At 29.3% G+C, this 12705-nt stretch carries 10 protein-coding genes and 1 riboswitch; of the genes, 7 read left to right on the plus strand and 3 right to left on the minus strand.

What is annotated here, in order from left to right:
* The first annotated feature begins 29 nt into the window (after window positions 1-29).
* On the plus strand, window positions 30-728 hold the full coding sequence (locus KDK92_RS16850; RefSeq protein ID WP_250860509.1) for a zinc dependent phospholipase C family protein: 699 nt from the start codon (window positions 30-32) through the stop codon (window positions 726-728).
* A gap of 209 nt (window positions 729-937) precedes the next feature.
* Window positions 938-1546, plus strand: a complete 609-nt coding sequence (locus tag KDK92_RS16855; RefSeq protein WP_250860510.1) for a histidine phosphatase family protein — start codon at window positions 938-940, stop codon at window positions 1544-1546.
* 546 nt (window positions 1547-2092) lie between these two features.
* On the opposite strand, the gene fliB is transcribed toward KDK92_RS16855, so the two are convergent.
* Both fliB and KDK92_RS16865 read right to left on the minus strand, forming a co-directional pair.
* A complete protein-coding gene (gene fliB, locus KDK92_RS16860) occupies window positions 2093-3241 on the minus strand; it encodes a flagellin lysine-N-methylase (protein ID WP_250860511.1) in 1149 nt (382 codons plus the stop codon).
* A gap of 374 nt (window positions 3242-3615) precedes the next feature.
* Window positions 3616-5574 (minus strand): WG repeat-containing protein, encoded by a 1959-nt coding sequence (locus tag KDK92_RS16865; protein WP_250860512.1) that lies wholly within the window; start codon window positions 5572-5574, stop codon window positions 3616-3618.
* Between the two features lie 271 nt (window positions 5575-5845).
* Between KDK92_RS16865 and cobO the strand changes: the two genes are divergently transcribed.
* Window positions 5846-6361 carry a cob(I)yrinic acid a,c-diamide adenosyltransferase gene (gene cobO / locus KDK92_RS16870; RefSeq protein WP_250860513.1) on the plus strand — a complete coding sequence of 172 codons (516 nt, stop codon included), beginning with the start codon at window positions 5846-5848 and terminating at the stop codon, window positions 6359-6361.
* Between the two features lie 119 nt (window positions 6362-6480).
* On the opposite strand, the gene KDK92_RS16875 is transcribed toward cobO, so the two are convergent.
* Window positions 6481-7455, minus strand: a complete 975-nt coding sequence (locus KDK92_RS16875) for a tRNA dihydrouridine synthase (protein ID WP_250860514.1) — start codon at window positions 7453-7455, stop codon at window positions 6481-6483.
* 219 nt (window positions 7456-7674) lie between these two features.
* Between KDK92_RS16875 and KDK92_RS16880 the strand changes: the two genes are divergently transcribed.
* The 4 genes from KDK92_RS16880 (at window position 7675) to KDK92_RS16895 (ending at window position 12354) form a co-directional block, all read left to right on the plus strand.
* The gene (locus KDK92_RS16880; protein WP_250860515.1) at window positions 7675-8805 is read left to right on the plus strand and encodes a hypothetical protein; all 1131 of its coding nucleotides are present in this window, start codon (window positions 7675-7677) and stop codon (window positions 8803-8805) included.
* Between the two features lie 18 nt (window positions 8806-8823).
* Window positions 8824-9996: a radical SAM/SPASM domain-containing protein gene (locus KDK92_RS16885; protein WP_250860516.1), complete on the plus strand. Its 1173-nt coding sequence runs from the start codon at window positions 8824-8826 to the stop codon at window positions 9994-9996.
* A gap of 125 nt (window positions 9997-10121) precedes the next feature.
* Complete coding sequence (murD, locus tag KDK92_RS16890; RefSeq protein WP_250860517.1) at window positions 10122-11459, plus strand: UDP-N-acetylmuramoyl-L-alanine--D-glutamate ligase; 1338 nt, start codon at window positions 10122-10124, stop codon at window positions 11457-11459.
* A 73-nt stretch (window positions 11460-11532) separates the two neighbouring features.
* Complete coding sequence (locus KDK92_RS16895; protein WP_250860518.1) at window positions 11533-12354, plus strand: ribonuclease H family protein; 822 nt, start codon at window positions 11533-11535, stop codon at window positions 12352-12354.
* Window positions 12355-12521: 167 nt separating this feature from the next.
* Window positions 12522-12621: riboswitch (purine riboswitch) on the plus strand.
* Window positions 12622-12705: the final 84 nt, after the last annotated feature.

Here is a 12705-nt window from a genome sequence, read left to right on the forward strand (position 1 = left end):
ATAAAAAATCATTTGAACGGAGGGATAATATGCCAGGTCCTATAACACATTTGGCAATTGCCAATAGAATAGTAAATACATTACCTAATGGAATAATTACAAATAAAGGGCTATTTTATGCAGGTTCAATAGCTCCAGATGCGATACATTGTAGAGAAGGCTACGTAAGAGAAGATAAAAAACACTCTCATATGAGAGATGATATTGCAGATATGGATTTTAGTAAGAGAGAGAACCTTACAACGTTTCATAATAGGGTCACTAGTTTTATAAATGATAATATATCTAAAGATAATAGTTTAATTGATTTATATAGAGGATATGTGGTGCATCTACTTTCAGATGAAATGTTTTTGCTTAAAGTTAGACCTAACTTTGTAAAGGAAATGGACAAATTAGGCATAGTACCAACTGATATATTATTTCGTGACAATATTTTCCATGACTTAGATTGTCATGATTTTATGCTTGTAAAAGATAATAGTGAAATGAAAGATATATGCAATTTAATAAAAATTGTGAAACCACATTGTGTTCATGGCTACATTACTGAGAAGGAATCAAACCTAGGAATAAATTGGGTAATAGAAAAATACTTTAGTCAGGAACAGGAAGTTTCAGAACCTGTCTATATTTCAAATAATAAAATATTAACTTATATTGAGGAAACAGCTGATAATATTATAAGTAGATTGTCTGATGATGTAATGTTTCCAAAGATATTTTAATTAGGCTATGTTTAAAAATTTAAAAGTAGATACGTAAGTTAAAATGTTGAAAATACAAATAGATATCTAATATTACTAAGTAATATTAGATATCTATTATTTTTATTATAAGTAATAAAAGGTTTTATTTATTTTCCAAAATATGATAAAATATTTCAAGTAATATAATGCAATTGTATTATTTTGCGAAATTAAAAAGGGGGGATTGCATGAAAAACATTATAACTATACAACATACACAGTCTATCCATCACACTAACGGAATGGTTGGGTCATGGACAGATTGGGATTTATCAGAACAGGGTATAATACAAGCAAATAATATTGGGAAAAATTTAATGAATCAGTTAAAGGATAAAAACTACATAATGTATTCGTCTGATTTATTGAGAGCTAAACATACAGCTGAAATTGTAGGAGAACATATAGGAATAACTCCAATTTTAGTTACAGAGTTAAGAGAAAGAAACCTTGGAAAGTGTGTTGGAAAATCTGTACAATGGATGAAAGGTAATATGGAAGTGAAAGAAAAATCTATTGACGATAAGATGTTTTCTGATGCAGAAAGCAGAAGAGATGAATGGAATAGATTATTACCATTTTTCAATGAGATAATCAACAATGAGCATGAAAATATAATTATTGTTTCACATGGAGATTTACTTAGTGTATTTAATGCAATGTGGTTATCTATGGATGTTTCAATGCTAAATACATGTGAATTATTTGGTTATGCTGGTGGTGTTAGTTTTATGTATGAATTAGCTAATGGAAAAAGAGTACTTAAGAGAATGAGCGATATGTCATATATTAACTAAATGAAGATTGAAATTAATGAAAAATACAATTTATCGAGTAGATTCTACGAACAACCTTAAATTACTGTGAAGTAGGGACGCCAATATTGACGTCCTGTTTTTATTTCAAAGCAAGTTTCCCCAAAAGAATGGAATTATCATTTTTAAGTTTTTTATTATCTTCCTCTAATGACTTTACTCTTCATTTAAGTGACTCTATTACCCTATCTTTAGAAGTCTCTGTGAAGGTTTGTTTTTGAGACATTACTCTTATTTTTTTCTTCTCTCTATTTTATAAAACTATACTAACTTTATTTAATCTTTAGTTACTATCTATTATTTATATATAATCTTAGATATAAAAGTAAGGTAAATAATATCTAGTATTACTTACCTTACTTTTACTCTATATATATTATTAATTAAATCAATGTTGATAAATGACTATAACTAAAGTGGACGGGCTAAACTTGTCCACTTTACTGTTTAAGTTCGTATGGAAATCTTCCAAAGATTGTAATGGGGGGGGCGGCCCCCCCATACAAAAACTGGAACAATTTTTATTGTTTACAACATAATTAAAAGCTCCTCTACTTTAAATATCTCATTTCTGTTAAAACTATCCGCCAAAGACTCTAAATTTTCCTCTAAATGTTCAATATCTTTAGAATACATATGCATTATATCTACTGCATCAGCGTCAGTGAATTCACCATTCTTCATCCATCTTACCACAAATAATTCCTTAATCATTAAATAACTAACTACTGCTAGTACTACTTTTGCAGATACATCATAATCAAAAACACCCTTCATAAAATATCTAAATATAAAGTAAACTAATAGCTTCTCAAACTTATACATCTTCTCTTCATAATATATATTGAAAGCTTCATGCTTACCTATATAAAATTCTTCATCATCCCTTTGCCAAAAACAGTTCACTAACTCTTCCAGATCTAAGGGGTCATTAGAGTGTATATGCTTTAATTCCTTAAATACTTTAATAAATTTATATATGTTACGGTATTTGACATCCTCTTCACCTTTGTACTTATCTAAGCTACTAATAACTTCATTTATAAAGCTATCATCTAAGTATTTTTCTCTAATCCCTTCAATATCATCTATATCATCCGCATCTATTTTCTCTTGAATCTCATCAGCAAATTTAAGAAGTAAAGAAGCTCTATCATTTAAATTAATATCACGATTTTGAAGAATATCAATAAATACCTTTCTACATTTCAAAAGATTCATAAAAAGCATACCATTTATATCATTATATGAAGCAACTTCCTCTAGATTTTCACTTATTTCAAGCTTCATTTTTTTACTGTCGCTTAATATTATTCGCGCCGCTTCTGGACATGATAATGATAAGCCGATTTCACGCAAATTTCCAAATTCTTCTTTATATCTTGGATACTGTTTGCATGTATGACAAAGTCCTTCTTCTCCTATTTCATTATATATATCACACAGTTTACCTTCATTTAAGAATGGACAATTATTACCTTTTAATGTGAATATATATTCTCCATCATCCTCTACTATCTCACTTCTTAGTTTTTGTCCAAATTTTCCTTCTACCTTCTGATATTTCTTATATGTTTCATCATCGATTAAAACTTCCCAACCTGCACAACAGGTATCCTCGCACTCTGAAGCTATACATTTAAAGTCTTTAAAATAATCTGGTACTCGTATTTTCATTTTTTTTCCCTCTCACTTATGTTTAATTAAAATAATACTGTATTTAGTAACTCTTTTGTAATTATTCTTTAGTAAATATCGGCATTAGGCATATTTAAATAAATATCTGTCGCATCTTTGACTTGTTATTTATTTTCATATGCCTCATAGCCTGTACACTTATGATACAAAAAATTACTGAAGAACACAAACAAATTTTAAAAATATAATAATGTGAGAATAGTATACTTTAAGGAGCAATTTATCAGGGTATAATTTTAGTTAATATAAAAATAGAGAATTGTAATTAGAGGGAATGACCATTGATGGGGTGAATGTTCTAGAAATGTCGCATCTTTGACTTGTTATTTATTTTCATGTACCGAAAGCCATCATTAGTATGATGGCTTTCCTAATATACCTTTAATCAAAGGATGATTTTCGTTTAATACATCTTTAATATCCTCATATTTTATGCTGAAGTAGTCATAATTTCTAGAAAGAGAAGATGAATAAAGTCTTATTATAAGCTCATCCTCTGTAAAATTTAAATTATTGCTTTGGGGATTGAATTCAAAATCTGAATAGTTGTAGTCTGTATGCTCATCTTTATCCATAATATCATTAATTTTTTCTGTTAATACCCTGGAATAGTCTCCTATAAAAATATTATCCATTGGAATTTTTCGGCCATCCAAGTCAAAGTAAAAATGATTTCTACATGTCCCGTGACCACTACAGCTGAAAAAACGAAAAGCGCGAAATACAGAAAGTTTTAAAACATCATTTACTTTCACAAGCTTTCCAGTAGCGATAGAACGAGTTCTTCCTATGTCTGTTAGTCTGTCATCTTCATTAATTTTTATTTTTGTTATATCATCCATAAAAGCATTTAGTTCATCATACCCTTTCGTTAAGATGCAAGGATATTCTCTTAAAGAGAACGGATCTTCACCTAGGTGCTTGTTAAGTACATCTAGTGATCCAATATGCTGAACTTGTTTGTCCATATTTTCTTCCCATAGAACTTCACCATCCAAGGTAATAAATATACAGCAACCATTGTCATTCCATCCAACCAATAGACCATTTCGTACTTCATAATTTGAGTAGTAATTAACTCTTAAAGTTTTAAGAACTTCAAAATCATTATTTAAGAATTCTAAACCGTATGAACTTACACCAAGTAATTTATTTGGAGATACTCTAACAGCATTGTAGTATTTTTTTTCAGAGTGTTCTTTGGTTTTCAGGTTTATAAAAGAATTTAAATATCCATCAGAGTATTCTTTGATATAATCAAAACCTATATGATTACCTAAATATGTAAAAGAGTCACATTCTATAATATGATTGTTGTTGCTGTCCTTAATGCCTCTTATATTGGATAAATAGCCATCTCCTAATTGGTAAAATACATCGTTGTCACTAGTATTATTCCACGAACTGTAAATGTCGTAGGAGCAAAGATTTTTAATTTCACCGATTTTCTTTCCATTGATATCAAAGAGTTTAGTTTCGGTGATAGATGAATCAGATTTTTCATTGTAAATGAATTTAGAAATTAAAACAAATTTATCCTGAATAACAAAAATATTATGATGTCCATTGAATTCTACTATTTTCTTACCAGAGTTATTTAAAATTAGGTAATTATCATTTTTTAGGTAAAAGATAAATGCCCCATTATCTTGGCTGATTTTACTTACGTTATCATAAGTAGAAATCTTATTATCATTAACAAAAATTCCGCAACCAGTAGTATCAAAGCCAACAGCACAATCTTTATTATGATATAAAAGTTCTTTAAAAATATGATTATGAATTTTCTTTGTTTTAGTGTTTAGAATACCATATTTACCATCTAAAAGAATTTTGCTGTATCTATTCTCATCAACCAAATAAGCTTCATCATAAGTTGGAGGTATTACTTCTTTGCCATTTTTATCTCTATATCCCCATTTGAAATTATTATTTATGAGCTTGCTGAAAGGAAATAGGTAATCTTCATCATAATTCTTTAAAGATAATATACCGTTGTCACTTATATAAGAATTATTCACATTTGGTGATGGATCATTTTCTCTCATTACTTCAAGAACTTTAGTTTTGGTTATTTCTTGATTATCTAGATAAATACAATTTTTTTTCTTAGTGGGTTCATGTGAAGTTAGGACATTTGATTGTGTATTATCAGTATCTACATTAGAAGTATCTTCATTCGTCGTTGCATTAGATGTAATGTTTTTATTTTTTTCTTCTATTTGTTTTTCGCACCCTATAAACATAAAAGATTCAATAGCTAGAGCAATGATCAACAATATAAGTGTGTTTTTAGATAGTATTTTCTTCATTTTGATCTCCTCTTGTTATGTAATTTATTATCATTTTTAGTATATAATACTTGATTAATTATAAAGTTAAGAAAGGGTTACAGTGTGTGAATAAAACATATGACTTTGGACAAACTATGTAAAAATAAGCTACTGGGGTGATTTTAGAGCACTTGATATAGAAGATTTAATTTTATATACTATAGGGGTACAGGTGCTTCTTTAAGTTATATAATTTACGAACGAGATTTATCAAGGAGCAAAGTTAAAATATTTTATGGTGGTGGATCTTATGGAAAAGGGTTACATTCATGTATATACAGGAAACGGAAAAGGTAAAACAACAGCAGCTTTTGGATTAGCTTTAAGAGCAGTTTATTCAGGTAAAAAAGTGTATATAGGACAATTTGTTAAAAGTATGAAATATAATGAAACTAAAATAGAAAAAGATTTAGAAGGTATTAAGATTGAACAATTTGGTCGTGGGTGTTTTTTAACTGAGAAACCTAATGATGAAGATGTTAAAGCAGCTGAAGAGGCTCTTTTAAAATGTGAATTAATATTAAAAGAGGGGTCATATGATCTTGTTATTTTAGATGAAGCTACAATTGCACTATATTTCAAGCTATTTACAGTAGAAGAGCTTATACAAGTAGTGAAAGAAAGAAATCCCGAGGTGGAAGTAGTTATAACAGGAAGATATGCGCCAGAGGAGCTTATAGAGATTGCTGATTTAGTTACTGAAATGAAAGAAATAAAGCATTACTATGTAAAAGGGGTAGAATCTAGAGAGGGAATAGAGAGATAACAGCAATTTTAAAATGTTGTTCCAGTTTTTGTATGGGGGTCCGACCCCTATACAAAAATTGGAATAGAAACTTGCAATCTATGATAATCCGTCCTGAAGGAACGAAGTGACTAAAGTTATTACACACCCCAGTTACCCTGTGTAAATAATCCAGCGCCTTCCACAATTTCCTGTTCATTAAACAAACTTAAGACTGCTTCATTGTAATCACTTATGTTTTGTGATTTTTTTATTATTTTAAGATACTCTTTATTGTTTGAAAATACGTAACGCATATACCCCCACAGTTCTTTCATTTTAATTAGTACATGCATATCTTCATCACATAATTCTATATACTGCCTTAGAATTTCATCATGAAAATCTTTAAATATTTTCTTATCTATAACAGTATTATTTTTTATCTCATTTAATAATCCTGGATTAGCTAGTATTCCTCTTCCTAGCATTACTGTTTTTACTTCTGGAAAATCTTTTGTTAATTTATTATGATCCTCACCAGTAAAAATATCACCATTATAACATATTGGATTAATACTTAAAGATAATGCATCTTTAAATACCTCTAGATTAGGCTTGTCCCCGTAAAAATCTTTTTGTGTTCTAGGATGGATAATTAATTCTTCTATAGGATATTTATTAAAAATTTTTATTAGCTCGTAAAATTCTTTTGGACTATCTTTTCCTATTCTAGTTTTTATAGAAATTTTCATATCATCTATTTTAAATATTTCATCTAAAAACCTATCAAGTTCTTCTCTTTTTGCTAGAAAGCCTGATCCTTTATATTTTGAAACAACAATTCTAGAAGGACAACCTAAATTTAAATTAATCTCATGATACCCTAATTTTTGTAGTTTTCTAGAAGTAGCAATAAAACCATTTGAATCATTAGTAAGGATTTGTGGAATTATAGTAACCCCTCTATTATTTTGTGGAAGAACATCTAAAAAATCTTTGGTTTTTAAATTCCTACTTTTATTTGGAACAATAAACGGTGCAAAGTACTTATCAATATTATGAAAAATCTTTTCATAAGAATTCCTATAGATGTATCCTGTAATTCCGTGCATTGGTGCTAAATAATACTGCATTTAGTTGCTCCTTTTTAAATATTCTTTAGTAAGTATAGGCGTCATAGCCTTTACTCCTATGATACAAAAAAATACTGAAGAACACAAACAAATTTTGACTCAGAATGGATATAGAAATCGCTTGTATCTCCAAATTGTATTCAAACCTTAAATCTAGTAAAATATAACTATTAAACAGAAAGAGGGAAATGAAGTTTTTTGTATAGAAGGAGACTAGTTATGTTTGAATATTATGAAGGGTATGAAATAGATGGGTCAGATACAAGTTATAACATTTTAACACCAGAAATAGAGAAGTTAAAAGAAGTTGTTAATTATTATTTGAATTTAAAAATAATAAGAAAAGATGTGCCCATTCAAATAACACGAGTTAACACAGAGCAAAAAGGAGAATTTTATAAAAAATCTTATTATAAATATGAATTGGATTTGATGTGGGAAGATGTATTTAGTTCGTCTATTAAGTCCTTTGAGATTTCTTATGAATATGTTAACCCATATAATCTCTATCCAGAAGTAAAGCGAGATCTGATAAAAAGTATTGTAAAGAATTTTGACTTAAAAGAAGAAAATTTGGTTCAGCCTGTTTTATTGCCAAATGAGTATACGCAAGGATATATGGAACTTTTTTTAGAGCCAGATATTGCTAAAAAAAGGTATACATATTTTAATGAAATTTGTGGTGATGATTATTGTGAGAAACAACAAAATAATAATATCAGGTTTATAGATGTTTATTGTTCTTTAGGAGGCCCTAATATTTTAAAATATTATGCCTTAAAGAAGATGTCAATGGCTTTCCCAGAATTAGAAATTGATGCAGAAGCTAATATTTCTAATATATCGTGGTATGAGATACATGGTGAAAATTTTTTATATGAACAAATTGATTTTTCATCAAAAGATTTATACACGACAATTAATCGTATACTCAATCTTGAAGGCGTTGAAACAAATTATGAAAATCCATTTATAAATGTCTATCATTGTAATGATAAAGAAAAGTATCATCAATTTCGTTATGAGTCAATCTCATATAAAGAGAAAGAGCCGAAGGTTTTAGGTGAGATTGACACCGAATTAGAATGTTTGATGGGATTATGTGAAAAATATCATGATAGGACGTTAAGAGGTCATATTGAATTTGCTAAACAAATTGCACCATTAGGGTTTGTTACTGATAAAGAGTTTCATAGGTGTACATCAATAGAACTAAAAATATTTAAGCCTAATTCAGATTCTTTTAATTATGGGGAAATATATTTTATTAGAAAAAATAACGGTATTCAGTTAAAGCTTCTTGTACCACAAAAGATTAGGTCGTATGTGGAACGGATACTTGATTTATGATTGGAGATGACAGATTATATGCAAGTTAAACAATATAATAAAAAACTGTACTCATTTGAAAAAAGAACAGGTATGACTGGGATATTTTCTTTTAAGGAAAAAGAATTATTAGTTAAGTATGCAAAAGATGGTATTATAACGCCGTTTATAGACCGATTATATTGCCTTGGTGTACTTTCAAAAAACTTTGGCTTAAATGATATTATAAAAGTAGTAGAGGAAGATAAGGATTATTTACGTCTTGATGCCCTGCATATTGATATAACAAACACATGTCCATTAAACTGTCCACAATGTTATAAAGAGGATACTAATTCAATTCAGATGCCAATACAAGTTTTTAGGTCGTATATTGATGAAGCACAGAGGCTTAAGCTTTTTCAAATTGCAATTGGGGGTGGGGAACCATTAGTTCATTCTCAAATTGTAGACTTTGTGGAGTATGTTTCAAAGACAGAAATGTCCGTTACAATGACGACAAGTGGTTATGGATTAACACAGAAACTATTAGATAAACTTATTAAAGCAGGATTAAACCATATGCAGGTGTCTCTTAATTCAATTATTAAAATAGTAAATGAAAGGTCTAGAGATGGGTTTCATGATGCTATTCATGCAATTAAAATTCTAAGTAATACAGATTTATCTTTTGGTATTAATATAGTTATTCGTAAAGATAGCCTAAGTACTTTCCTAGAAACAGTTGAGTATGCTAAAAAAAAGGGTGCAAAAAATATAAATATTTTACGGTACAAACCATCGCCTACAGAAAATTATAGAGATTATGTGCTATCTAGTGAAGAGTTTTATCAATTAGCCAAATGGATAAAGCAAGTTAAAGGAATTAAGATCAAAGTGGATTCAGCCTATTCTAATCTGCTTATTTACCTTAATAATGGTCGTGTTAATAAAGAACGAGCGGGTTGTATGGCAGGTAAAAGTTTTATAGCAATTTCTTCCGATGGATCTTTTAAACCATGTAGTCATCTTAAAGTGAAAGAAAAAGCTAATTCGATTTATGAATATTATACAAAAAGCAAGTTTATACAGTCTCTAAAGAGTAAAACATATCACATAGACAGTTTGTGTAATACATGTAAATACAAAAAAGTATGTGGTGGATGTATGGCCATTTGTGAGTCACTTTATAAAGACCCAATGAGGGGAGAGATGGAGTGCCCTACGTATTAAGAGAAAGAATTATGTTTGAGTATTATGACGGTTAAGATATAGATATTTAATTATATAAGCACAATATGCAATTACTTGAATTATTCATTAGATAGTATAATAGGTATGAAAAAGGAGTTGATAAAATGAGTGATACTAAGAAAGTCTTTGTTTTAGGTATGGCTAGAAGTGGTTACGAGGCAGCAAAGTTACTGGCTAGCAAAGGCTATAATGTTATTGTCAATGATGCTAAGACTGAACAAAACGTAGAACAAGTGAAAGAGTTACAATCGTTAGGTATCAAAATTGTTTTAGGAAGTCACCCTGATGATTTATTTGATAATACTTTTGAGATGATAGTTAAAAATCCAGGTATTTCAAATAATCACAAGTATGTGGAAAAGGCTCGTGAATTTAATGTGCCTGTTATCAATGAAATGGAATTAGCTTTTCGCTATTTTCCCATAGGGGTCACAATTATTGGAGTTACAGGAAGTAACGGTAAAACAACTACTACATCAATAATTTATGACATTTTAAAAAAGGCATCAAAGAGTGTTTTTTTTATGGGTAATATCGGATATCCAGTATGTTCTTTTGTGTCTCAATTAAAAGATAAAGATATTGCTGTTATGGAAGTGTCAGATCATCAGCTATGTAACGTAATAGACTTTAAAACAAATATATCTGTTTTAACCAATTTATCTGAAGCCCACCTTGATTTTCATGGTTCATACGATATATACAAAAACATGAAAAAGAGGATTTTCAATCATCACACTAAAAGTGATATAGCAATTCTTAATTTAGATGATAAAGAATTGCTTAGCTTGACAGATAATATAGAATCTACTAAAAAATATTTTTCATCTAGTTCCTCAAATAAATTAAGCTGTTCTATAATCGATGGATATATTTGTTATAATAACGATAAAATAATAGCTTTGGATGAAGTGAAAATTAAAGGAAGGCATAACTATGAAAATGCTATGGCAGCTATTGCAGTTGTTAAAGAACTAGGTGTAGATAATAATGTTATCGTTAGTGTTTTAAAAACCTTTGGTGGGGTAGAACATCGAATAGAATATGTTAAAACCATAAACAATATTGATTTTTATAATGATTCTAAAGCAACTAATATAACGTCAACCCAAAAAGCTTTATCCTCATTTGCAAAACCAACAATATTATTGTTAGGCGGTTTAGACAGAGGACACAGCTTTGCTGAGTTGAAGGATTATTTAATAAATGTAAAACTAATTGTAGCATATGGTGAATCAAAATTTAGGATAAACGATTTCGCTATGGAGTATGGTATTCCTTGTAAAGTTGTTGATTCATTAGAAGATGCTACAGAGATAGCTTACAGTTCGTCTAGTGAAGGTTATGTTGTTCTTCTAAGTCCTGCATGTGCTTCTTGGGATCAATTTAAGGATTTTGAGGTTAGAGGAAATATGTATAAAGAGTATGTAAACAAATTATAGAAAAGTGGTATGAATTTGAGATAATGAATATATCTAAATTTTGTATTTTGTTTTAGATTAAGGGGATGAGTACATGAAAATGGTTATTTTCTCTATGGAGATAGTAGAGCAGCATGGTGAAGTTTACAAGATAAGAATAGAGCATAAAGATGAAGAAAATATACAAGGATATGTCCAATCCAATATAGGAATTAATAACAAAAAAACTTATGTTGAGTTTTCTCCTAGGAGTAAGGAACTTAGATTTTTAGAGGAAAATTCTTTAACAGATTATTTAAAGGAAAACGAGTATCAATTTAGAAAGTTACTCCATAATAAAAGACCTAGAAGCTACTATGTAGGATTTAAACTGATTTTTTCCTTTAGGGATAAAAAGGATGTAGCTGGTTTTAATGATAGGACTAAGATAGTGGTTTTAGATAAAAGAGGGTATGAGGTAGATAGCTATGTTATGGATAAGGGAGAAGATACGATTTATAAAATCTATACTGATGGTAGTTTTTTAGAGAAACAGAATAAAGGAGCCTTTGCTCTTATAATAGAGGATTTAGAAGGAAATTATAAAATTCATTCTGAGAAGGTTTTTGGAAGTGGTAGCAGTCAAACGGAGCTTATGGCAGCTATGAAGGGATTAGAGTTACTTAAAGAGGTTGAAAAGATTAGAATAGTTACTGATAGTCAATATGTTAGAAAAGGGCTAACGGAGTGGATTATGTGCTGGAAGATAAATGGATGGCTTACTGCTAATGGTGAAAAGGTTAAGGACGTAGATAACTGGGTTAAATTCGATAAGCTTACAGACGGAAAATACATTGAGTTTCAGTGGGTAAAAGGACATTCCGATCACTTTGAAAATACCCTTTGCGATCTTTATGCGAAGGATGCTACACAATAGATAGATGTACTATGTTTTCTAGGATTTATGAATTATAACTCTTTCTGATATTAATAATGTTAAAGAAAAATTTGCGAATTCAAGAATAGTTCATCTCTTTAATCATTAATAATAAAAATCGACAAGAAAATACTTTAAATATCAGAGTAGTAGTGTTATAATAGTCAAATATTAATATAATTTAAACTCGTATATACTTGGTAATTGGTCCAAGCGTTTCTACCCGCTACCGTAAAATAGCGGACTACGAGGAGTTGTTAGTATCATAGATACTAAAAATTTACTTTATAGAGTATTGGAGAGTATTAACCAGACTTTATGGTATATTTTTTACAGCAACACCTCGAACTT

It is taken from the genome of Oceanirhabdus seepicola, from assembly GCF_023684385.1.
GTDB classification, from domain to species: domain Bacteria; phylum Bacillota; class Clostridia; order Clostridiales; family Clostridiaceae; genus Oceanirhabdus; species Oceanirhabdus seepicola.